This is a genomic window from Mucilaginibacter phenanthrenivorans, from assembly GCF_024721155.1.
Taxonomy (GTDB): domain Bacteria; phylum Bacteroidota; class Bacteroidia; order Sphingobacteriales; family Sphingobacteriaceae; genus Mucilaginibacter; species Mucilaginibacter phenanthrenivorans.
Genome location: NZ_JAHVAP010000005.1, coordinates 224,529 through 248,715, shown reverse-complemented (window position 1 = coordinate 248,715; position 24,187 = coordinate 224,529). Strand labels below are relative to the sequence as shown.

General features: G+C 42.8%; 21 protein-coding genes. 7 read left to right on the top strand and 14 right to left on the bottom strand.

Annotated features, from left to right (window positions below):
- The first annotated feature begins 8 nt into the window (after positions 1–8).
- The gene (ftcD, locus tag KXD93_RS13265) at positions 9–1,694 is read left to right on the top strand and encodes a glutamate formimidoyltransferase (RefSeq protein ID WP_258137598.1); all 1,686 of its coding nucleotides are present in this window, start codon (positions 9–11) and stop codon (positions 1,692–1,694) included.
- Positions 1,695–1,790: 96 nt separating this feature from the next.
- Here the strand turns inward: ftcD and KXD93_RS13260 are convergent, their stop codons facing one another.
- From KXD93_RS13260 to KXD93_RS13240, 5 genes are all read right to left on the bottom strand, one after another.
- Entirely contained in the window at positions 1,791–2,027 is a 237-nt protein-coding gene (locus KXD93_RS13260; RefSeq protein WP_258137597.1) for a hypothetical protein, read from the bottom strand.
- Positions 2,028–2,047: 20 nt separating this feature from the next.
- Positions 2,048–2,365: a hypothetical protein gene (locus KXD93_RS13255; protein ID WP_258137596.1), complete on the bottom strand. Its 318-nt coding sequence runs from the start codon at positions 2,363–2,365 to the stop codon at positions 2,048–2,050.
- Between the two features lie 113 nt (positions 2,366–2,478).
- Positions 2,479–4,746 (bottom strand): aconitate hydratase, encoded by a 2,268-nt coding sequence (locus KXD93_RS13250; RefSeq protein ID WP_258137595.1) that lies wholly within the window; start codon positions 4,744–4,746, stop codon positions 2,479–2,481.
- 220 nt (positions 4,747–4,966) lie between these two features.
- Positions 4,967–5,833 (bottom strand): CPBP family intramembrane glutamic endopeptidase, encoded by an 867-nt coding sequence (locus tag KXD93_RS13245; RefSeq protein ID WP_258137594.1) that lies wholly within the window; start codon positions 5,831–5,833, stop codon positions 4,967–4,969.
- Between the two features lie 56 nt (positions 5,834–5,889).
- Positions 5,890–6,519, bottom strand: a complete 630-nt coding sequence (locus KXD93_RS13240) for a polysaccharide deacetylase family protein (RefSeq protein ID WP_258137593.1) — start codon at positions 6,517–6,519, stop codon at positions 5,890–5,892.
- A 159-nt stretch (positions 6,520–6,678) separates the two neighbouring features.
- Between KXD93_RS13240 and KXD93_RS13235 the strand changes: the two genes are divergently transcribed.
- The 5 genes from KXD93_RS13235 to KXD93_RS13215 all read left to right on the top strand — a co-directional run bounded on the left by KXD93_RS13235 (position 6,679) and on the right by KXD93_RS13215 (position 11,468).
- Positions 6,679–8,121 (top strand): TolC family protein, encoded by a 1,443-nt coding sequence (locus KXD93_RS13235; protein WP_258137592.1) that lies wholly within the window; start codon positions 6,679–6,681, stop codon positions 8,119–8,121.
- Positions 8,122–8,266: 145 nt separating this feature from the next.
- Positions 8,267–9,598: an efflux RND transporter periplasmic adaptor subunit gene (locus KXD93_RS13230; RefSeq protein ID WP_258137591.1), complete on the top strand. Its 1,332-nt coding sequence runs from the start codon at positions 8,267–8,269 to the stop codon at positions 9,596–9,598.
- 150 nt (positions 9,599–9,748) lie between these two features.
- Positions 9,749–10,756 carry an NAD(P)H-dependent glycerol-3-phosphate dehydrogenase gene (locus KXD93_RS13225; RefSeq protein WP_258137590.1) on the top strand — a complete coding sequence of 336 codons (1,008 nt, stop codon included), beginning with the start codon at positions 9,749–9,751 and terminating at the stop codon, positions 10,754–10,756.
- Between the two features lie 27 nt (positions 10,757–10,783).
- Positions 10,784–11,095 carry a hypothetical protein gene (locus tag KXD93_RS13220; protein ID WP_258137589.1) on the top strand — a complete coding sequence of 104 codons (312 nt, stop codon included), beginning with the start codon at positions 10,784–10,786 and terminating at the stop codon, positions 11,093–11,095.
- A 52-nt stretch (positions 11,096–11,147) separates the two neighbouring features.
- Complete coding sequence (locus KXD93_RS13215; RefSeq protein WP_258137588.1) at positions 11,148–11,468, top strand: hypothetical protein; 321 nt, start codon at positions 11,148–11,150, stop codon at positions 11,466–11,468.
- A 21-nt stretch (positions 11,469–11,489) separates the two neighbouring features.
- On the opposite strand, the gene KXD93_RS13210 is transcribed toward KXD93_RS13215, so the two are convergent.
- The gene (locus KXD93_RS13210) at positions 11,490–12,209 is read right to left on the bottom strand and encodes a pyridoxine 5'-phosphate synthase (RefSeq protein WP_258137587.1); all 720 of its coding nucleotides are present in this window, start codon (positions 12,207–12,209) and stop codon (positions 11,490–11,492) included.
- Positions 12,210–12,320: 111 nt separating this feature from the next.
- Here KXD93_RS13210 and KXD93_RS13205 point away from each other — a divergent pair, with 111 nt between their 5' ends.
- A complete protein-coding gene (locus KXD93_RS13205) occupies positions 12,321–13,316 on the top strand; it encodes a polysaccharide deacetylase family protein (RefSeq protein WP_258137586.1) in 996 nt (331 codons plus the stop codon).
- Between the two features lie 47 nt (positions 13,317–13,363).
- Here the strand turns inward: KXD93_RS13205 and KXD93_RS13200 are convergent, their stop codons facing one another.
- The 8 genes from KXD93_RS13200 to KXD93_RS30555 all read right to left on the bottom strand — a co-directional run bounded on the left by KXD93_RS13200 (position 13,364) and on the right by KXD93_RS30555 (position 23,994).
- Positions 13,364–17,551, bottom strand: a complete 4,188-nt coding sequence (locus KXD93_RS13200; protein ID WP_258137585.1) for a hybrid sensor histidine kinase/response regulator — start codon at positions 17,549–17,551, stop codon at positions 13,364–13,366.
- 225 nt (positions 17,552–17,776) lie between these two features.
- Positions 17,777–19,066: an MFS transporter gene (locus KXD93_RS13195; protein ID WP_258137584.1), complete on the bottom strand. Its 1,290-nt coding sequence runs from the start codon at positions 19,064–19,066 to the stop codon at positions 17,777–17,779.
- A gap of 112 nt (positions 19,067–19,178) precedes the next feature.
- The gene (locus tag KXD93_RS13190) at positions 19,179–20,564 is read right to left on the bottom strand and encodes a M20/M25/M40 family metallo-hydrolase (protein ID WP_258137583.1); all 1,386 of its coding nucleotides are present in this window, start codon (positions 20,562–20,564) and stop codon (positions 19,179–19,181) included.
- 56 nt (positions 20,565–20,620) lie between these two features.
- Entirely contained in the window at positions 20,621–20,953 is a 333-nt protein-coding gene (locus KXD93_RS13185) for a type II toxin-antitoxin system RelE family toxin (protein WP_258137582.1), read from the bottom strand.
- Complete coding sequence (locus KXD93_RS13180) at positions 20,943–21,191, bottom strand: hypothetical protein (RefSeq protein WP_258137581.1); 249 nt, start codon at positions 21,189–21,191, stop codon at positions 20,943–20,945. Before KXD93_RS13180 ends, KXD93_RS13185 begins: the two co-directional genes overlap by 11 nt.
- An 84-nt stretch (positions 21,192–21,275) precedes the next feature.
- Complete coding sequence (gene recG, locus KXD93_RS13175) at positions 21,276–23,384, bottom strand: ATP-dependent DNA helicase RecG (RefSeq protein ID WP_258137580.1); 2,109 nt, start codon at positions 23,382–23,384, stop codon at positions 21,276–21,278.
- Positions 23,385–23,412: 28 nt separating this feature from the next.
- Positions 23,413–23,793, bottom strand: a complete 381-nt coding sequence (locus tag KXD93_RS13170; RefSeq protein WP_258137579.1) for a RidA family protein — start codon at positions 23,791–23,793, stop codon at positions 23,413–23,415.
- 57 nt (positions 23,794–23,850) lie between these two features.
- Positions 23,851–23,994 (bottom strand): DUF6728 family protein, encoded by a 144-nt coding sequence (locus tag KXD93_RS30555; protein ID WP_308726289.1) that lies wholly within the window; start codon positions 23,992–23,994, stop codon positions 23,851–23,853.
- Positions 23,995–24,187 lie beyond the last annotated feature (193 nt).

The window sequence follows — 24,187 nt, the reverse complement described above, 5'->3', positions numbered from 1 at the left end:
TAATCTCTATGAAACAACTCATCGAATGTGTTCCCAATTTTTCTGAAGGTGTAAACCTTGATATCATTAAACAGATCACCAACGAGGTTGAATCTGTTGAGGGTGTAAGGCTGCTGAACGTGGATCCCGGTAAGGCGACAAACCGTACCGTGGTAACTTTTGTGGGCGAGCCGGATGCTGTTATCGAGGCTGCTTTTTTAGCGATAAAAAAGGCAGGCGAGCTGGTAGATATGAGCAAGCACAAGGGCGAACATCCGAGGATGGGCGCAACCGATGTTTGTCCGCTGATCCCGATTGCGAATATCAGCATGGCGGAAACTGCGGAGTATGCTAAAAAACTTGCAAAACGGGTTGGTGAGGAATTGGGGATCCCGGCTTATTTATATGAATACGCACAGGCAGATAAAAAGCGAAATAATCTTTCGGTGATCCGTGCCGGAGAGTATGAAGGATTTTTTAAGAAGATAAAACTACCTGAATGGGCGCCTGATTTTGGTCCGGCAGAATTTGACGGAAAACGCGGGGCAACGGTTATTGGTGCACGCGATTTTTTGATCGCCTATAACGTCAACCTGAATACAACCTCAACCCGCAGGGCAAATTCCATTGCCTTTGATGTGCGCGAGGCAGGCAGGGTAATGCGTGAGGGTGACCCGATCAACGGTAAAATAATTAATGATGAAAACGGTAAGCCAAAGTCTATTCCCGGTTCGTTAAAATCAGTAAAAGCTATTGGCTGGTACATTGAAGAGTATGGCATAGCCCAGATCTCCATGAACCTTACCAATATTGAAATTACCCCTTTACATGTAGCCTTTGATGAAGTTTGCACCAAAGCAGCAGAACGCGGTATGCGGGTAACAGGCAGCGAGCTGGTGGGTTTAGTTCCCTTAAAAGCAATGCTTGACGCCGGTAAATATTTCCTGCTGAAACAGCAGCGCTCCGTTGGTGTGAGTGAAAGGGAATTGATCAAGATCGCCATAAAATCAATGGGACTTGCTGAGCTTTCGCCATTCGTTCCTGAGGAAAGGATTATAGAATATTTACTGAAGGACAAGGCATCGTCCAAACTAGCCTCCATGACGTTGATTGATTTTGCCGATGAAACAGCGAGCGAGAGCCCTGCACCGGGCGGTGGTTCCATATCCGCTTATATGGGTGCCTTGGGCGCTGCTTTGGCAACCATGGTTGCCAATCTTTCATCGCACAAAAAAGGTTGGGACAACAGGTGGAAGGAATTCAGCGACTGGGCGGAGAAGGGTCAGCAATATAAAGATGAGCTGGTAAGATTAGTAGACGAGGATACAGCTGCGTTCAACAAAATAATGGAGGCGTTCAGTTTGTCAAAAGCTACAGAAGAAGAAAAGGCCGCAAGGGATAAGGCCATCCAGGATGCCACCAAATACGCTATTGAAATTCCGTTTAAGGTAATGCAGGCAGCTTACGGAAGCTTAACCGTAATAAAGGCCATGGCCGAAACCGGTAATCCAAACTCGGTAACCGATGCAGGCGTTGCCGCCCTTTGCGCCCGCAGCGCGGTTATTGGTGCCTTTATGAATGTGAAGATCAATGCTTCGGGGTATAAGGACAAAGTGTTTATTGACGATATTATTGCTAAAGGAAATGAGATTGAGCTGAAGACTATGAAACTGGAGGAAAAGATAATCGCTTTGGTAAATGCTAAGATTGTCTAACCGTTTGAAGTTATCAGATTTACGAAGTTTTTAAACGGTGCAGCCCTCAACGAGGCCGCTGAAAACGAATCATTACGAGTTAAACTTCGTAAATCTTTAGTTAGCCTTCCTTCTTTTCCGCTCTATAAAGTTCACTACTAACCGGCTATCGGCAACCATAAAATAGCCCACAACTACTTTTAAAAAGTTCGATACCAAGTATGGGGTTGCCCGATTGTCTCGTATTTTGGAATAGGTGGTATCGTTTTGAATATATTCAAATCCGTTGAAAATAAGTGACGGCAGGCTATCCACCAGCATTAACCCGCCCAAAACGATTATTGCAATGGTCAACAAACTGGAACGGTGAATCGTTACCTGTCGTATTTAATAGCATCAGCGGCTACACGGTTTGGTTTTCCCGTAACAGAGGAATCATCCCCAATAATAATTACAGCATCGGCTCCGGCCCGCCTTGCATCATGCGCCAGGTTTTGTTTTAGAATATCGCGGGAGTACTTATGAGCGATGATACGCCCCATCACCTTGTAGGGCCGCTTAACTTCACCGGCAGAATAAAACACATCCACAGATTTCGTTTTCGGATATTTAATGCCTGTGTAAAGGGATGGCTGACTGCAGGAAATCAACAGCATACAAAAGCAGACGGTGATAAAGAAATATTTTCTCATAAATTATTAAATAGGATTGTATAAATATAAAAAAAGCCTCCCCAAAAAATGAGAAGGCTTTTATATGCTTAAAGCAGAAAGCTGTTTTCTGCTTTGGTCTTTAAACTTTTAGCTTACGAAGCCATTTGCTTCCTGATGATATTCAGCGCGCCACCAGCTTTAAACCATTCAATCTGCTGTGCATTATAAGTATGGTTTACTGCAAATGATTCTGTAGAACCGTCTTTGTGGTGCAGCACTACGGTTAACTGTTTGCCAGGAGCAAAAGTAGTTAAGCCGGTGATGTCGATGGTATCATCCTCCTGGATCTTTTCGTAATCGTTGCTGTCGGCAAAAGTGATGCCGAGCATACCTTGTTTTTTAAGGTTGGTTTCGTGGATGCGGGCAAATGATTTTACCAGGATAGCACGAACGCCTAAGTGACGCGGTTCCATAGCAGCATGCTCACGTGATGAGCCTTCGCCGTAGTTTTCGTCGCCTACAACTATTGTTCCTATACCATGCGCTTTGTAATCGCGCTGGGTAGCAGGAACCGGTCCGTATTCGCCGGTTAATTCATTTTTAACACTGTCGGCTGTTAAGTTAAAGTAGTTGATAGCGCCGATCAGCATGTTGTTCGAGATATTATCCAGGTGGCCACGGAATTTCAACCATGGGCCAGCCATTGAAATATGGTCGGTAGTACATTTACCTTTGGCTTTTATCAGCAGTTTTAAGCCGGTGATATCAGTGCCTTCCCATGCAGAGAAAGGATCAAGCAATTGCAAACGTGATGATTTAGGATCAACAATTACATTGATCTGGCTGCCGTCTTCAGCCGGTGCCTGGTAACCTGCATCCTTAACCGCATAACCATTGATCGGCATTTCGATGCCCAATGGTTCGTCAAGCTTAACCTGTTCGCCTTTTTCGTTGGTCAGCGTATCAGTAAGCGGGTTGAAGGTTAAATCACCTGCTATCGCGAAGGCTGTAACAATTTCCGGCGATGCTACAAACGCGTGGGTGTTAGGATTACCATCCTGGCGTTTCGCAAAGTTACGGTTGAATGAAGTGATGATCGAGTTTTTACGGGTAGGATCGTCGGTATGACGCGCCCACTGGCCAATACACGGGCCGCAGGCGTTTGCCAAAACTACACCGCCCATTTCGGCAAATGTAGCGAGGTAGCCATCACGGTCAACGGTATAGCGCACCAGCTCCGAACCCGGAGTGATGGTAAACTCTGCCTTAGTTACTAAATGTTTATCAATTGCCTGTTTAGCAATAGATGCCGAACGGGTAATATCTTCATAAGATGAGTTGGTACATGAACCAATCAAACCAACTTCCAGTTTTGTAGGCCAGCCGTTTTCTTTAACTGCAGTAGCAAATTTCGAGATAGGCCATGCCAGATCCGGTGTGAATGGACCATTTACATGTGGTTCAAGTTCAGATAAATTTATCTCGATAACCTGGTCAAAATATTGTTCAGGATTTGCATAAACTTCATCATCACCTGTTAAGTGTTCTTTTATCGCGTTAGCAAGCTCAGCAATGTCGGCACGTTTTGTACCGCTCAGGTAAGTTGCTGCTTTTTCATCATATCCGAAGATCGAAGTAGTTGCGCCGATCTCAGCACCCATGTTACAAATGGTACCTTTACCGGTAGCAGAAAGTGAACGTGCACCTTCGCCAAAATATTCAACAATGGCGCCTGTACCACCTTTTACAGTAAGGATCCCGGCAACTTTCAAAATAACGTCTTTAGCTGAGGACCAGCCTGATAATTTACCGGTTAATTTAACACCAATAAGTTTAGGGAATTTTAGTTCCCATGGCAGCCCGGCCATAACGTCGCAGGCATCAGCGCCACCAACGCCAATAGCGATCATACCCAAACCACCTGCGTTAGGTGTGTGTGAGTCGGTACCGATCATCATACCACCCGGGAATGCATAGTTCTCCAACACAACCTGGTGAATAATACCTGCACCAGGTTTCCAGAAACCCAGTCCGTATTTATCAGAAACGGAGGCCAGGAAATCATAAACCTCGCGGTTCACATCTTTGGCAGTGCTTAAGTCAGCGTCAGCGCCAACTTTAGCCTGGATCAGGTGATCGCAATGCACAGTTGAAGGAACAGCAACCTGCGGACGGCCAGCTTGCATAAACTGCAATAAAGCCATTTGCGCAGTAGCATCCTGCATAGCAACACGATCGGGTGCAAAGTCAACATAGTCAACCCCACGGCCAAATGCTGTTTGGGCATCTCCTTCGCTCAGGTGGGCATATAATATTTTTTCGGTTAAAGTAAGGTGTTTACCGGTAGCTTTACGGGCGGCATCAACACGGGTGCTGTAGCGGTCGTAAACCTTTTTGATCATATCTAAATCAAAAGCCATTTGTATTTGATTTTTTAGGTGTATAATAACTAAAATTGACTCTGTAGAGTCAATCCGGCGAATTTACAAAAATTAGAAGTAAAAGGAAGTCAGCCCAATGTACAATTGTTATTTGGATAGGTTCTAAATAGAGATTAGAGACTGGCGGTTAGAGATTAGTTGAATGCGGGTGATGTTTTTTTATAGCGATGGGTTTTAAACCCATCGCTATGGAAGAGATTTAGTCTTCTTGATATTCTACATTGAAAAGAGGGTCGGCAATGGCACATGCTTTTTTATAGATGATAATGCAAATTCCGGCAAAAACAACAACAGAAGCCAGTATTGCCAAAATGTAATTGTGCATACCCATAAAAGCTCTAAGCTCCTGTTCCGGACCCGGTAAAAACAGCATCATTGATGCGGTAAAGTTAATGGTGAAATGAATGATCATTCCGGGGATGACAGATTGCGTTTTATAGTAAAGCCAGCCCAGGTACATTCCGCCGATGAATGCCGGAAGCGCTTGCCATGGATTAAGATGTATTGCGCCGAAAAATATGGCAGATATCAGGATAGCCTTAAAAGGCGGATAATTTTTTAACAGGCCATTTAAAATAATTCCGCGGCACAATATTTCTTCAAGAATTGGAGCTGCAATGCTAACGGTAGCAATAGAAAAAACATCCTTTGTAAAGGCTTCTTCAAATACTTTCTTAACTGAGTTCGGCATCGGGATCAGATCGGAGAGCCATTCTAATGGGATGATTAACGCCAGCGCGCCGATGATAACAACGGGCACAAGCCACCCCTGTATTTTGTTAAAATTTATGCTGATGGAATAACCTTGTTGCTTTTTGCTTTTTCGCAAAGCATAATTTATACTAAGAAGCATTGGCGCTACATAAAGTACGATGTTAAAAAGCGACTTGTATACAAATGGCATTTTGGGAAAAATAGCTAAAATTATCCCTGCCGGTATTGCAACAATCACCGTGTTTAACAGTATGATAAAAAAAAGTGTGACAAGCTTTTGTACATCCGGATAGGGAGTTCTCTGAATTTCAAAATCGGTGGTTGATGGATATTGTGGATCAGCTTCGGTCATACTTCAATATTACAAAGAATCTTTATTTTCTTTGGTATTCTTAAAATTCCAGAACGCTAAGGGTTCTGATCCAGGCATTTAAACTCATAACCTTCCCTGCTCCACACCTCCATTGCTCTCGGCAAGGCATATTCCATTCTTTCTTTTGCCTTCAGGCTATCATGAAACAGTACTATGTCCCCGCCTTTGGTGTTCTTCAAAACATTATCCAAACATTGTTCTGGCGTTACATTCAAATCAAAATCAGCAGACAATACATTCCACATTATAGCTTGCAGCCCCGGTTTGGCTTCCTGCAGCAACTTCAATTGTGACCTTTTCATGCGGCCATAAGGCGGCCGGAACAATTTTGTATCCAGTAGTTTATCGGCCTGTAAAATGTTATCAAGATAGATATTGTCTTCTGTATCCCAGCCTTTTAAGTGATTATAGGTATGATTTCCAATAGCGTGCCCCTCGTTTTTTACTTGTTCAAATATGTCGGGGTGTTTGTTTACATTGTCGCCGATGCAGAAAAACGTGGCTTTGGCATTGTACTGTTTTAAAATATTTAAAACAAACGGTGTAACAATCGGTATAGGTCCATCGTCAAAAGTGAGATAAATGCACCGGCTGCTGCGGTTTGCATTCCATAGTAAATTGGGATAAAGCTTTTTAAGCAGCCAGGGGGTTTTTACCAAGTACATTTTTTAGCTAATGGTTGACGGTTCATAGTTCATGCTATCTTGAGCGCTGTTAGTTTTAAGGCTGGCAATATGGCCTAAAATTATTAATAATTTATATAAAAGGGAATTATCGCGGTTGCTATGAACTATCAACCATGATCTGTGAACAAATATAACCTTATGACACAAAATATATTTAAACTAACAAGGGCGGGTATCTTAAGCATTGTATGTTTGGCTTTACTGAGTTCTTCGGTAAAAGCACAACAAGTGATAAGCCTCCAAAAGGCGGTTGATCTTACCCTCGCTAATAACCTTACCATTAAGCAGGCGGTAGTTAATGAAAGCCTGGCTAATGAAGATTACAAGCAGGCCAGGTATAACCAGTTGCCAACTGTGAGCGCTAACCCGCAGGCTTCCTATAACTTTGGCCGCAGCCCCAATTTAACCACCTATACTTATAGCAGCCAGTCGTTTTTATATATTAACGGGCAGGCTTCGGTAGCTGTTACCCTTTTCCAGGGAGGGCAGTTGCGCAACCAGATCCTGCAGAACAAACTACAGCTGGATGTAAACAAAACCAGCACTGCCAAGGTAAAAAACGACCTGCTTTTAAACGTGGTTACCGACTATCTTACCATCCTTACTGACCAAGATCTAGTGGCTGCTGCAAAACAGCAAATTGAACTGGCTAAAATAACTTTAGACAGGGCCCAGAAAAACTTCGATCAGCAAAATGCAACCATGGCCGACCTTGCACAGGCAAAGGCACAGGTTTCAACAGCCGAGTTGAATTTAACCAACGCCCAAAACCAGGTTGATCTTGCCATTCTGATATTGAAACAATACATGGAGATGGATCCAGCAACAGAAATAGCCGTTGAAAAGCCGGATATCAGCAAACTAACTAATATCCGCACAATTTATGATGCCACCGAGGTAATTAAAACAGCCTTTACCATTAATCCCGATATCCGCCTTGCTGAACTGCAGCAGCAAACATCGGCCCAGGCTATAAAGGTTGCTAAGGGAAGCTATTACCCAACGGTATCGTTATTTGGTGGGGTCGGGTCAAACTATTCCAATCAAAATAAGCAAAAAGTAATTGGCTTATCCCCCTTTACCCAACAAATTGGAACAGTTCAAGCTACCGGCCAACCTGTTGTTGCCACAAGTGTACAACCTATATATGGCCCATACTCATTTACAAACCAGTTTGGCGACAACTTCAACCAGTCGATAGGCTTAAGTGTGCAGATCCCCATTTTTAATCATTTTACCGCGCGCACTTCGGTACGTAAAGCAAAGCTGAATTATCAGAACGCCGAGCTGGCCACCCAAATAGCTAAAAACAATTTAAGTAAAACAATTATACAGGCCACACTTGACCTGGAAGCTGCTGAAAAGAGTTACTTGTCTGCAAAGCAAACATTCGAATCGAACAAAGAAGCTTTAAATATCACCAAGCAGCGCTACGATGCCGGTTTTGTAAACACGCTGGATTACAATACAGCGGTTACAAATTTCGACAAATCGCAAAATGATATGATAGAAGCGCAATACCAGGTAATATTCCGCAGCAAGGTAATTGACTATTACATAGGTAACCCGATTACTTTATGATGTGCGGATGTGCGAATATGAAGATGTGCGGATAGCAAATCCAAAAGAAGAAATAAGAAGTCCGGAAGTCCGGAAGAAAAAAGTAAAATCACAATCAAAATAAAATCCGAAATCGAAAATCCGACTTCCGAAATAAAATAGAATCATGGGAAAAACTACAAAATATATTCTGATCGCATTAGGCTCACTTATCGTTCTGCTTATTGTGCTAAAGGTTGCGGGCGTTATCGGCAAGCCTGATAAAACGCAGGTTGCTACTGAAAAGGCGCTTAATCGTGACATCTCTGAATCGGTATCGGCCAGCGGAAAAATTAAGCCGCATCTTGAAGTAAAGATCAGCCCTGAGGTGTCGGGTGAGGTTGTTGAACTGCCGATAAAGGAAGGCGATGTGGTTAAGAAGGGACAACTGCTTTGCAAGATCCGTCCTGATATCTTGCAGTCGGGTTATGATCGTGCGGTAGCATCTTACAATAGCCAAAAGGCAAGCGTTGGCAATTCCAGCCAGATGCTTAAACAAGCCGAAGCAACTTTTGAAAACCAGGCTTCGATCTACAAACGCGATCAGGCGTTGTACAACAATAAAGTATTAACAGCGGCCGAGTTTGATGCTGCCAAGGCAAACTACGAAGGTGCCAAGGCTGCATTGGAAGCCGCTAAGCAAAACGTTATTGGCTCTACATATGGATTGGCTCAATCAAACGCATCTGTTAAAGAAGCTCAGGATAACCTGGCTAAAACAACCATTTATGCGCCGGTTGACGGCGTAGTTTCAAAGCTATCGGTAGAAATTGGCGAACGTGTATTAGGTACCCAGCAATTTGCCGGTACCGAGATCATGACCATATCAGACCTGAGCCAGCTTGATGTAAATGTTGACGTGAATGAAAATGATATTAACCGCATAAAGCTTAACGATTCATCAAAAATTGAGGTTGACGCTTTTTATGGTAAGACCTTTGGCGGTAGGGTGATTGAAATTGGTAGTTCGGCCAATGTGGTAGGTACCAATGCCGACCAGGTGACCAACTTTACCGTTAAGGTGAGGATAAGCCCAGAGTCGTATAAGGACCTGTTGGTTAAAACTGCCAACAACCAGGTACCCTTCCGCCCGGGATTGACCGCTACCGTTGATATCAGCACCAACCACACCAATTCGCTATCTGTTCCAATCCAGTCGGTTACTACCCGCCAGGAAAAGAAGGACAGCACCGGTGCTAAAAAAGATGAGGACAAATCAAAACCAGCTATTGCTGCACCGGTAAAAGAATATGTGTTTGTTTACAGTGCTGGTAAGGTAAAACAGGTGCAGGTAACAACAGGCATCCAGGATGACAGCTATATCCAGATCCTTTCAGGTTTAAAAAGCGGCGATGAAGTAGTTTCGGCGCCATTTGCCACTATTTCGAAAATATTAACTGATAAAATGATTGTTGAAAAGGTAGACAAGAGTAAGCTATTTGTACCAACGGGCAATTAGTAAGCAGTTGACAGTGTGCAGTTGGCAGTATGGGAAGCTGAGAAATAAGTTACTGACTGCAAACTGCCAACCGGAAACTGCAAACTAGTTCATGATAAAATCACTAAATTTGTCCTGTCAATTAAACCTGGCAGGACATTTTTATTGTTGATGAGTAATAAGAGGAAAACGATCGCCGTTGTTGGCGGAGGCAGCTGGGCTACGGCCAATGTTAAGATACTTACCGATAACAGCACTGAAAAGGAAATTTTTTGGTGGATGCGGAATGAGTCCGCAGTTCAACACCTGCAAAAGTTCAGGCATAACCCCAATTACATCAGTTCGGTTGAAATAAGTGTGCCGGCGCAAAATATCTCGACTAATTTAAAAAGCACCATCAGCAATGCTGATTTTGTGCTGCTGAATGTACCCGCAGCGTTCTTAAAGGAAGCGCTTGCAGGCATAACACCTGCCGACCTGGCCGGTAAAAAAATAATATCCGCCATAAAAGGTATTGTGCCCGACGAGAACCAGATCATTGGCGAATTTTTGAACCAGCATTACGGTATTTCGTTCAATGATTTTATCGTGATCAGCGGCCCCTGTCATGCTGAGGAGGTTGCACTTGAAAAGCTATCCTACTTAACCATAGCATCCCGCAATAATACCCTTGCAGTTGAATTTGCAGGCATGTTTAGCACACGGTATATAAAGACCATTGTTTCTGACGATATTTACGGAACTGAATACGGCGCTGTTCTTAAAAATATATTTGCCATTGCCAGCGGCATTTGTCATGGCGTTGGCTACGGCGATAATTTCCAGGCGGTTTTAATAGCAAATGCCATCCGCGAGCTGAAGCGCTTTGTGGATGCTGTGCACCCAATTGACCGTGACATAATGGAGTCGGCCTACCTGGGCGATTTGCTGGTCACAGCTTATTCACAGTTTAGCCGTAACCGTACTTTTGGAAACATGATAGGAAAAGGCTATACGGTAACATCGGCGCAGCTGGAAATGAACATGATAGCTGAAGGATATTATGCAGTAAATTGCCTACACCAGGTTAATAAACAGTACAACGTAAACATGCCTATTTGCAACGCAGTATATGCCATTTTATATGAAAAAAGGCCACCCGCGCTTGAAATGAAACATTTGGCAGAACATTTGAGCTAGTTTATTTAAACAAATTCAAATACCATCATGAAAAACGTACTTAAAGTAGCATTGGTTGCTGCCGGCATATTTTCATTTGCCAACAGCAACGCACAAACACACAAGGATTCAACCCTTGGCCATAAAATAAGTAAAACGGCCACAAAGGTTGGTCACGCAACTGCCCACACCGCAGCAAGCGGAGCCGCAGTAGTTGTCGACAAGAAATATGAAGGTAAATGTGGCCCTAACGGGCAAACCGTTTACATTAACAAACATTCACATTACTATTACATCAATAAAAAGGGGCATCGCGTTTATCTTAAAAAATCAGAATTGATGGATAAACCTGCATCATAAAAAACAGTCAAAAAGCAGCATCCTACTTAAAGGATGCTGCTGTTCTATTACTATGAAAAGGTTCGCATTAATATTTATTCATTTGGGTTGCGCTTTCGTTTTGCTTTGGGTTGCGTGCACTTCCAGTCCTAAGAAAAACAATAAGCTGGAAGGAAACTGGAGGTCAAAGGACGGTTCATCAAAGCTGCAAGTAACGGATAAACTTTTTACGATGGATGGCGGCGAAGGTGAAGATTATTTTACAAAAGGCGATACCGTTTTTACCTCGTATCAAGGAAATAAACCTTATACAGCCTTCGTGATCCAAAAGCTGGATGACCATTATTTAAAATTAATGGGACCGGATTCCGTTGCGATGGAGTATAATCGCTAACCTCGAATTAGCGCTGAAGTATCACCCCGCCAGCTGCCTCAAATACATCTGTATTGTATTCTCTAATCCATAATATAACGCATCGCTGATAAGCGCGTGTCCTATACTTACCTCATCCAAACCGGGGATGTTTTCAGCAAAGTATTTAAGATTATGCAGATCAAGGTCGTGTCCGGCATTAATGCCTAAGCCGAGTTTTTCGGCTGCTTCGGCTGCTTTTATATAAGGCGCAATGGCCTGCTCTTTATTTTGAGCGTATTGGTGTGCATATGCCTCGGTATAAAGCTCTATTCGGTCGGTACCTGTTTTGGCGGCGCCCTCAACCATTTCGACAACCGGATCAACAAAAATAGAAACCCTGATGCCAGCGTCTTTAAAAACCTTTATAATATCTGTTAAATATTGCTGGTTGGCAATCGTGTCCCATCCGTGGTTTGAAGTTATCTGCCCTAAAATATCCGGAACCAGGGTAACCTGTTCGGGTTTGTTGGCCAGCACGAGATCGATAAACTTTTGCTCCTGGCAATTGCCCTCGATGTTAAACTCGGTGGTCACTATCGCCCTAAGGTCGAAAACATCCTGGTAACGGATGTGTCTTTCATCCGGACGGGGGTGGACGGTTATGCCTTGTGCACCGAAACGCTCACAATCTTTTGCTACCTGTACCAGGTTAGGATTATCGCCGCCACGCGAGTTGCGCAGGGTGGCTATTTTATTGATATTGACGGATAGACGGGTCATATGTTTATTTCGGATGTTAGATTACGGATTTAGTATTATAAGTTTGTTATGCTTAATTTGTGTTGCAAAACTTAAATAAAGTTTATCCGTTATTTGCACTGCAAAACTACAATGAAACAACTGCTAATTTATATATCATTCCTTTTTTTATTCAGTATAGTTTATGTAACAAGCGGTTATGCCCAGGCTAATTTTACCAGGATTACCGGCTATAAGGTTTTTTACGGCTGGGCCAAACATGCCCCGCAGGATTGGATGATTACCCGCCAGTTTGTAAACGATGGCAAAACCTATTTTTTATTGGTTAACCCGCAAACCCTTGAAACGAAAATAGACGAGCCCGATTTTTACCAGGTTAAGCCAATGACAATCGACGAAGCCCGCACATTTTTTAAAGCAACGCCTTATATAAAAGCGCTTGAAAAGGCCGAAAAGCAGTCGGTAAATACCCAGGACGCAGGGATAGAAAGCGGGATGCCAAAGCAAACCGGTATTACCTTAACGGCGGATCTATGCCCAAGCCATAAGCCGCTCGACAAAATAATCTTTACCGATATTATAGAACAATTTAAAAAGGTGGAACACCCGGTTCCCGTAGCATTATCGGTTACCGGCATCTGGATGCGGCAACACCCCCAAGACCTTGAGTGGTTGAAAAAAATGCAGGCCGATCACGAAATTTACATCACCTGGATCAATCATTCCTTTAATCACCGGGTAAGCGCAAAGCTGCCGCTTAAGGAGAACTTTTTGCTGGAAGCCGGGACAAATATCAATTACGAAGTACTGGAAACGGAAATGGCAATGTTAAAAAATGGCTTGCTGCCGTCAGTGTTTTTCCGGTTCCCGGGATTGGTGTCTGACCAAAAGTTGGTGTTTGAAATAACGGATTTTGGGTTGATCCCGATAGGTACCGATGCATGGCTTGCTAAAGGGCAACAACCGCAGGCCGGCAGCATAGTTTTGATCCACGGCAACGGAAATGAGCCGGTAGGGGTGAATGATTTTATAAAATTACTGAAGTCAAAAACGCAATCTATCGCCAAAAAACAATGGCTGCTTTATGATCTGCGGGAAAGTGTTGATGAAGAGTTTGCAGGAGAATAATTTAACAGGATGATGCGCATTCGCTAATTCACTCCCTCACTAATTCACTAATTATGGTGGTCAACTTCCTTTTCAATGTACGACCGTTCCAAAACATTCACCAAATCGCCAATACTGATGGGTTTTGAAACAAAGTGATTCATTCCGGCTTCAAGACATGCAGCTTTATCCTCAACCATAGCGCTGGCCGTCATAGCTATGATGTAGGGTTGTTTTTGTTTGCCTTTGCGGATGATACGGGTTGTTTCCAATCCGTCGAGCTCGGGCATTTGCACATCCATTAGTATAATATCAAAGAAATCGTTTGCTAATGCCGCTAACACCTGGTTCCCATTATTAACCACCAGCGGATGATAACCGAGCTTATTGATAACTTTTGTGATAAGTTTTTGATTGATCAGGTTGTCCTCGGCAATTAATATGCTCATCGGAAATTTTTGCGCGAATTGTTCAGAAAGCAATGTAGCCGTTACTTTTTCGGGCGACGACGGTTGGCTGTTCATCAGTTCAGATTGCATAATATTACACAATTGCTGCTGCTTAACAGGCTCCAACAAAACTTTCACCGATGGATCGTTAATTTTATTTTTTTCCAATACCGAACAGATTAATACCACAGGCACCTTTTTGTCGATATTTTTAATTGAGCTGATTAGTTCACCTGTATCTGTTCCCGGAATCTCTGTGCCGGTTATTACCAGGCTGATTTTACCATCTTTTAAATGCTTTAACGCGTCTGCCGCAGTTGAAGCGCAAACCGGTGTTAAATTCCATTGCTTAAGCTGTTCCTGCAAAATATTAAGCGCTGTTGCGCTTTGGTTAATTATTAAAACCCGTGCACCATTAACTGCCGTTAAATTACAGCCCTGGTTAACTGATGCCGATTCATCCCGGCTGCTTTTAATGTTAAATATTACTGAAGTGCCTTTTCCGGGCTCGCTTTCAATAGCGATCTCGCCACCCATAAGCTCAACCAGCCGCTCGCATATAGCCAGCCCAAGGCCGGTACCGCCATAGCTGCGGGTAATTGATGCGTCGACCTGCGAAAATGCCTTAAACAGGCGCTTTAGCTTTTCAGCAGGGATACCTATGCCGGTGTCCTTGATCTTAAAGCCGAGATTTAGTTCGGTGCCGGCTTTTCCTAATTGGTCTACTTCAACAACGATTTCGCCTTTACTCGTGAATTTGATAGCATTGTTTACCAGGTTTAGCAGGATCTGCCTGATGCGCAGTTGATCGCCCATTAGTTTTTCGGGAACCCCGAGCGCTATATGGTACAACAGGTTCAACTGTTTTTTCGCAGCTGACTCTGAAAACAGGTCGAGCACGTCTTCGATACAATGCCTCAGGTCAAAACCATGGTGATCAAGTTCCATCTGGCCTGATTCTATTTTTGAGAAATCGAGAATGTCGTTAATTACATTGAGCAGGTTTTCACCGCTTACCTTAATAATATCGGCGTATTCACGTTGCTCGGCGCTTAATGGTGTTTCACTAAGCAGCGATGCCATACCCATTACACCATTCATCGGTGTCCTTATCTCGTGGCTCATGGTGGCCAGGAAAACGCTCTTGGCTTTATTAGCTTTTTCAGCCTCCTTGCGCGCCTGTAATTCCTGCTCCTTTTGCTCTTCAAGCTCATCATTCAGTTCCTGTAAATAGTCGGATTGGGACATCAATTCTTCCGACTGTGCCTGTAATTCCTCGTTTAAAGCCTGTAATTCCTCCGCCTGGCTTTGCAGCTCTTCCGATTGTTTGGTCACCTCGGCCGTTTGCTCTTTAACCAATTTTTGGAGCACCTTTCGCTGTGCTTTAATAGCATAGATACGGTATCGGGAATAGCTATAAACAATAAGGCAAATTATTATCAATACCAATATCCTGAACCACCACGTCATATAAAACGGCGGTATAATAATAATTTTAATGGTTGCCGGCTTACTATTCCAGATGCCGTCGCTATTGGCAGCCTTCACTTCAAAAGTGTATTCGCCCGGGTTTAGATTGGTGTAAGTAGCTTTTCGCTGTTGCCCTACGTAGTTCCAGTTTTTTTCAAAGCCATCCATTTTGTAGGCATAGGAATTCATTTCAGGAAGTGTGTAGTTTAGTGCACTGTACTCAATAGTGAAAACCGACTGATCATAACTTAGGGTAATTTCCCGTGTTTGCGTGATGGATTGTTTAAGAACAGAATTTGGGCCTATTGCCACCTTTTTGTTGAACAGTTGAAATCCCGTAAATACAACATTATGCTGAGTTCTATTGATCACCAGCAAATCAGGATCAACAATATTAAAGCCATTATGACCGCCAAAAAGTAACTTGCCATTTTTAGCCTTTAATACAGCGCCCATAAAAAACTCATAGCCCTGTAAATTATTGGCCGCGGTATATTTTCTGAACTCTTTTGTATGTGGCTTAAACTTTACAAGGCCCATATTGGTTCCCAGCCATAAAAAGCCCTTATCATCCTCGGTGATACTATTGACGATAGAATACCTTGAACTGTCGGAGAAGGTGTAGGCAGAAAGTGTATTCGTTTTTTTATCAAGTAAATTAAGGCCGCTGCCCAACGTTCCCACCCAGATATTGCCTTTGTGATCTTCAAATATCGATATAATGGCGTTACCGGTTAAGCCGGTGGTGGTTTTAAAGTGTATAAAACCGTCGGTTGACGGATTGTATAAGTTCAACCCGCTATAAGTTCCTATCCACATATTACCCTCTCGATCCCGGTAAAGTGATCGCACATCGTTGTTAGATAGTGAGTGTAGCGTATCTGAAGGCGAATGCTTGTATCGCTTCACAACCTTTGATTGGTGGATGATATTGAGACCTTCGCTGTCCATGCCAACCCAAATGTCGCCGGTTTTATCCTCAGCCAGCGCAAAAACTGTATAGTAGCTTATCTGGCTTGGGTTTCGGCCTGTCGCGTAATGTGTAAACTTTTTTGTTTTGTAATTCAGCACGTCAAGGCCGGCATTATAATAACCTATCCAAAGGTTTTCATCCTTGTCCTTTAAAAGCTTGAGGATGTGCTTACCGGCTATCGAATTTTTATTAGCCTGTGGATAGTAATGTGTGAATTTTTTAGAGGTGGTATCCAAGTAGTTCAATCCACCACCATCGGTACCAATCCAATATCCTTTACCCTCTTCGGCAAATGAGGTCACTATGTTATTGCTTAACTTGCTGGAATCAGTAAGGTATTTATAATAATAATCAAATGTCGTTACATTGGTATCGTAGTACCTAACGCCTGATTCATAGGTGCCCAGCCACAAGATCCCGCCGGTATATAAAACACATTCAATGGAGTTATTTTCGCTGGTATTAAACCTATCGTCATTTAAGTAATGGGTAAAAGTACCGCTAACTTCATCAAAAAGGTCAATCCCATCTTCTGTAGGCACCCAAATCTTTTTGTTCCCGGCAAGGGCCAAAGCATCTACGTCGTTGTTGGTTAACGAGAATTTATTTGTGGGTTGATTTGCGTAATGCTTGAAGGAATCGGTTTTGAGATCAAGCACATCAAGTCCCCTGGTTGCCGTACCTATCAATAAATTTCCGTCTTCATTTATCAACAATGCATTAACCTGGTCGTCACACAAACTGTTAATATCGTTGCTGTGCAGGTAAAGCTTTGTTGCCCCTGAAGGGTAGCTGAACCGATAGAGACCGCCCAGTGTACCTAACCATAGATTACCGCCATTGTCTTCGGTAATTGAAGTGATATGGTGGCTGCTAATGTCATCCCGGTTTTTGGTGTATAAAAATCTTTTAAACTTTTTTGTCTTCACATCAAGCAGGTCTATCCCCGAATAGGTACCAACCCAGATGTTGTTCTTGCTATCCTCAAAAACGGACGTCACATCCATACTTGAAAGCGTACGCTCGTCATTTTTATTGGATACAAACGTGGTAAATGAATCGGTATTTTGGTCGTATAAACTTAAGCCGCCACCGCTGCCTATCCAGATGTTACCCGCTTTGTCTTCAAAAATGGTAGTTACGTTATTTGAGGGGAGGGAATGCTTGTCTTTTGCGTTGTGTCGATAAACGGCAAAGTGATAGCCATCATAACGGTTCAGTCCGTCATCGGTAGCAAACCACATATAACCGGTGTGGTCCTTAATAATGCATTTTACATCGCTTTGTGAAAGACCCTGTTCCAGTGAAAGCGTTGAAAATTTTACAATTTTATTTTGCGCCTGTATAACATCATTCAATGACATAACAATGCAGATTGGCAGTATTACGCGTGCAAAAAAAGTTTCCAGGTTCAGACTTAGCATTAATAATATTCTACAAGGAAATTGTGTGATTATAAGGGCAAATAAACAACGCAGTGGCTATAACATTCTACATCAAACAGTTTCATCCTTTTACGATCTTTTTGTATAAAGGTTATGTTAACTAACGCAGTTAATACTCCACGAAATAATTTGTAGAGCAGGAAGTTATTCAGAAGCAACAGCCTCGGGGGTCTGAATTTCGTTTAGCGACAACGGAATCAGTTTTTTGGTTTTCAGGAACGTGATGGTTACAATAGCTATCGTCATGGTTCCGCCAAAAATAACCGAGGTAACGGTCCCCAGCAATTTTGCCGCCGTTCCGGATTCAAATGCGCCGATCTCGTTTGACGAGCCAATGAACATGGAATTAACGGCTGATACCCTGCCGCGCATATGATCAGGTGTAAGGAGCTGCATAATGGTACCGCGGATAATAACGCTGATGCTGTCGAACGCCCCTTCGGTAAATAAGAAAATAAGGGAGAGGTAAAAGCTCCGCGAAAGACCGAAGCAAATAATTGATAAGCCAAAACCGGTAACGGCTATCAGCAGGTTACGCCATGGTTTTCCCATGGGCGAGAAGCGGGCCATCGCCAGCATAGTTAAAACGGCGCCCAATGATGACGTTGCACGCATGATCCCCAATCCTTCAGAACCAACCTTCAGGATATCCTTTGCAAAAACGGGTAGTAAAGCTACAGCCCCGCCGAAGAATACGGAAAACAGATCGAGGCTCATGGCCCAGATCAGCATTTTGCTTTTAAATACAAATGAAATTCCCTCTTTGAGGCTGTCCCATATGTTTTCCTTGGGGATAAATACAGGGGGATAGGTTCTTAATAAGTAAATAAGTACGATGGATAGCAGCAGGAAAACCAGGATGACACTAAACGCAGCAGTTATACCATAAAATCCATAGATCAAACCACCTGCTGCTGGACCAAGAATGGAGGCAATTTGCCAGCTGGAACTGCTCCAGGTGCTGCCGTTAGGGTAAAGCTCTTTTGGAATGCTATGGGCATAAATGGTGAAGGTTGCCGGCCCATAGAAGGCGCGGGCTAAACCATTTAAAAATATCATGAAATAAATTATGGGAACTATCCATCCTTTATGGATATGCGGCTCCATGCTTTTCATGGTAACCACAAACATTACTACCGAAGCAAAAAGCACCAGCCCCGAGATGGTAAGCAACATTTTACGCTTTTCCGATTTATCGGCAACGTAACCTCCATACAAGGCGATGCCTATGGCAGGAACCGCTTCGCACAAGCCTACCAAGCCCAACGCAAAAGCACTTTGTGTTATTTGATAAATGTAAAAACCAATTATTACGGCCTGCATCTGGTAGGCGAAGGTGAAGAAAAACCGCATCCCGAGGTACGAACGGAAATCCTTATAGCGCAAGGCTGCAAATGAATCTGTTTTGGGTATACTATCGCCGTCTGCTGACACTAATTGTTTTTTGTTTGTGATGCGGTAAAATTACAATAATAAAAAATCAGATTTGCGAAGTTTTCAAAACTTCACAAATCTGACACAGAAATTACAGAGTAAATTATATGGTTTAATTTAACCCATGCGTATCTATCAAATAGATCAATGATGCCATTGAAGCGGCCCCCAACTCCAATTCACGTTTGTTTACATTTTCAAAAACATCGTTCGGCGTATGGTGTACATCAAAATAACGCTGTGAATCTGGTAAGTAACCAATTAATACCACATTTTTCGATTTTGCTTTCAGCGGGCCAATATCACTGCCGCCTCCGCCGGCTGCTAAAACACCCGAACCGTAAGGGGCAAGTAAGGGCCCCCAATTGGTATTGATGCTTTTTAACAGCGCTGGCGATACGCCTTCAAATGTAAAACCCCGTGGAGTAAAGCCTCCAAGATCTGATTCAATAGCCGCGATATGCTCCTCTTTATTATCGTTAGCAAGCTCGGCGTATTTTTCGCCCCCGCGATCTCCATTTTCCTCGTTTATAAAGAATACGGCCCTGATAGAATTTTTAGGTTTATAACCCATCACCTTCAGAAGGCGCAAAGCTTCAACAGATTGTACTATGCCGGTACCATCGTCATGAGCACCTTCGGCCAGGTCCCATGAATCCAGGTGACCACCCACAGTGATGAATTTATTGGGATTTTCTGATCCCTTCATTTCGGCAACAACGTTAAACGATGGTGCATCGGGCAGCGTCTGGCAGTTTTGTTTAAAGTAAAACTTAACAGCAGGTAACGACCGCATTTTAAGCATTGTACTCAACTTGTTGGCCTCGATTGTTGAAATAGCTGCCGCCGGAATATTTACGCCATCTTTTACATAAAGTGTAGCGCCAGTGTGTGGATAATAGTCCAGGCTTTCTGTTAACGATCTTACAATAACACCTACCGCACCAAATTTTGCGGCGGCGGCAGGTCCTGCAAAACGCTGATCGCCTGCAGTGCCATATGCATATAAAGTTTCGATAAATTTAGGGTCGAACGGACGGTTGAAGAATACTATTTTCCCCTGTATAGCGTCCTTGCCAAGAGTTTCAAGTTCCTTCAAGCTTTGAACTTCTATTACCGGCGCTGTGATGCCATTTTTTGGTGTGGCTACCGACATGCCGAGGGCTGCTATATGTACGCTGATCCTTTGATCGCCTTTAATTATTGCACCCTCTTCCTTAGCGCCGCGCACCCAATGTGGTACCATTACCGGTTGCAGGAATACTTTATCAAACCCATAGCCCTCCATTAGTTTTTTACCCCATTCAATAGCCTTTTGAGCATTTTCTGAGCCGCTTATCCGCTGGCCGATATTTTTACATAAGTAATGCAGGTTGCTATAACATTGGCCATTAACCAATTCTTCGTCGTAGATATTGCGGATCATTAGCGAGTCCTGCGCCTTTACCAGGCCGCTTACTAAAATAAGAGATGATAGGAGGGTGAGTTTTATTTTCATTATTGTCAGTTATGCAGTAATATAGGAAATGTGGTAAGAGTGACGTCTTCTATTTGTCAAATATACTCTTGATCTGCAAGCCTTTTTAACACAGCGTTTACTTCTACTGTATCATATTCGCTTTTTAAATATATTTCTGCCAGGATAACTTTTTCGGCGACGATTTTAATGTAGGTAATCACTCTCGCACCACCAGATTTTCCTTTTGATGAACCACTAATGGCCAAACGGATTTTATAAATATTTTTACCTAAATCATCCCCTTGAATGGGATTTTCGGCGAGTTTTTCGATCAATGACGTTACATCTGCTAATATACTTCTATGCTTTTTGGCAATGTTTTTTAATTCCTTTTTAAAGCCGGAAGTTAAAATAACATCAAATGCCATTATTAAGTTCGATTTCTATTTCAGCGATGGCTTCCTTTGCATTTTGAAGATTGACTTTTCCCTTCTCCCAATCATTAATCTCCTTAAATGATTTTTTGAGTTTGGTTAGTAGCTTTTTTTCTTCTTTATTTAATTCTGCACTTTGATCTATTTTATAGTTCAGCCCGAACCGTGTTAAGATTTCCCTTATTACGGGCAAATCTTTTTCGTTATCAATATTTACGGTTAAAGTAGTCATAAAACAAAAATACGAATTAAGCAATAAACAATTATACAGCAGGATATTTATTTTATGGGTTATGGGGACAAATTAAGAAAGGAGTTACGAAATCTTATCCCAGCTCAACCCATCCTTTTTCGATTTAGAGGATTGATGCAGGATTTGATTTTCAGGCAATGCCAATTGTGGATCCTTTTCAAAAATGCCTTCCACGCATTTGCGTACTTGTATCAAAAGTTCCTGGTCGGTTACCAGGTTAGCTACCTTTAAATCAAGCACGCCGCTTTGTTGGGTTCCTTCAATATTTCCAGGACCACGCAATTGCAGATCGGTTTCGGCAATTTCAAAGCCGTTGTTAGTTTTAACCATGGTATTTAGCCTTATTTTGCCGTCGTGGCTCAACTTTTGGCTGCTCATCAAGATACAGAAAGATTGCTCAGCCCCACGACCAACGCGGCCTCTTAACTGGTGCAATTGCGAAAGACCAAAACGCTCAGCATTTTCAATGATCATTACAGATGCATTAGGGATGTTTACGCCTACTTCAATTACGGTTGTAGCTACCATTATTTGCGTTTCGCCTTTAATAAACCGGTTCATTTCAAACTGTTTTTCAGCAGCTTTTAGTTTTCCATGTACGATGCTTATCCTGTACGCTGGCAGCGGAAATTCATGCGCCATAATCTCAATGCCATCCATCAGGTTTTTGAGGTCAAGCTTTTCGCTTTCCTGGATCAGCGGGTATACAATATATACCTGCCTGCCCTTTGCGATTTCCTGCTTCATAAAGCCAAACATCCTGAGTCGCTGGGTTTCATAAAAATGTACAGTTTGAATGGGCTTACGCCCGGCGGGTAGTTCGTCAATTACCGAAATATCCAGATCGCCGTACAAGGTCATGGCAAGCGTACGCGGAATAGGGGTGGCCGTCATTACCAGGATGTGTGGTGGAATGCTGTTTTTGCGCCAAAGCTTAGCCCGCTGCTCCACGCCGAAGCGGTGCTGCTCATCAATTACTACAAAGCCCAGGTTTTTGTATTGCACCTTATCTTCAATAAGGGCATGGGTGCCGATCAGGATCTTTAACTCGCCGCTCTCCAGGCGCTCATGTAACACTTTTCGTTCCTTTTGTTTGGTTGATCCGGTTAATAAACCCACCTCTATAAAATCATCACCCACCAGTTCCTTTATAGTTTGGTAATGTTGATTGGCCAAAATTTCGGTAGGGGCCATTATGCAGGTTTGGAAGCCGTTATCAATTGCAATCAACATACTCATGAGGGCCACAACTGTTTTACCGCTTCCTACGTCACCCTGCAAAAGGCGGTTCATTTGTACACCGCGCTGGGTGTCCTGCCTTATCTCTTTTAAAACACGTTTTTGTGCATTGGTTAAAGGGAATGGTAATTTTTTGTGATAGAATTCATTAAACGTAGCGCCAACACTTTCGAAAATATTACCTTTAAATTTCTGACTGTGATGTAGTTTGTTCTTTAACAGCTTAAGCTGTAAAAAAAACAATTCCTCAAATTTCAAGCGATGTTGTGCTTCATTAAGCTTAGCCGCATCTTCAGGAAAATGGATGTCTTTATAAGCCTCCGCGCGGTCTGTTAATTTAAAACGGTTGATAAGGTATAAAGGCAGGTTTTCATGAACGTCCTTTAAATGCTGTTCCAACAATGCGGAAACCAGCTTCAAAATGCCTTTACTATCCAACGAAAATTGTTTTAACTTTTCGGTTGAATTATAGGCTGGTTGGAGTGTTAAGTTCCCCTTACGCTGCTGTATTTCTGTGTTGTACAGCTCCATTTCGGGGTGTGCCATTTGCGGCTTCCCGTTGAAGAAGGTTGGTTTGCCAAACAGTACATAAACTTTGCCGGGGATGATGTTCTTCTCCACCCATTTTATACTCTGAAACCATACTAATTCAATTATCCCTGTATCGTCCTGGGCCTGCGCTACAAGGCGGCTGGTGCGTTTTTCGCCAACAAATTCTTTATGGGTTAAGCGTGCCAGAACCTGCACATAAGGCAGATCGGCCTGGATGTCCCTTATTTTGTAAAACCGGGTACGATCGATGTATTTGTAAGGAAAGTAACTCAGCAGATCGCCAAAATTGAATACTTGCAGCTCTTTCTTCAAAAGTTCTGCGCGGTGAGTGCCCACGCCTTTTAAATATTCAATCGGGGTTTCAAATACCTGGGTACTCAATTAGTAAATTGGTGAGTTAGTGATTTATTTAGCCTTTAATAGCCGTAACGGTTATCTCTACATTAACACCTTTTGGCAATCCAGCAACCTGTACCGTTTCGCGGGCCGGGAACTCATTCTTAAAATAGGTTCCGTATACTTCATTAACCTGGGCGAAGTTTTGCATATCGGTTAAAAAGATGCTGGTTTTAACAATGCTGCCGAAATCAACTCCGGCTTCGGTCAAAATTGCGCTGATATTATCCATTACCTGTTTTGTTTCGGTTTTAATATCATCTGTTACCAGTTGCCCGGTTGATGGATTCAGCGCAATCTGTCCTGAAAGAAATACAAAACCACCAGCTGACACAGCCTGGTTATATGGGCCAATTGGGGCAGGAGCATTATCGGTATTAATTATAGTTTTCATTTTTTTTTAAAGGTAATGTAAAGGTCAAGCTATATTGAGTGGCCAGCGAATTGTTGTTTATTTCTTCAGGATATATATTTTAACCACTATCCAGATAACAGCTAACAAGAACATAATTATGCAAATTGCGTTTATGGTGTGCATCACCTTAAGGTTAAAGCTGGTTGGCCTGTTGGGATCCTTTTTCCTGAAAAAATACATAAACAAATATAGGAAAGGTTAAAGGTGAAAGCAAGAAGGCGAAAGGTAATAAAGCTTAAAGACGAAGGCTAAAAGCGTAAAGCCAAATGGACAAGGTAAAGAAAAAGCTAAAAAGGCAACATCAATATAGCTACGAGGTCCGAAAGTAAATGAAGCATTTCGGTTTTAAGCGCCCTGCTTTCTGCTTTTTAAG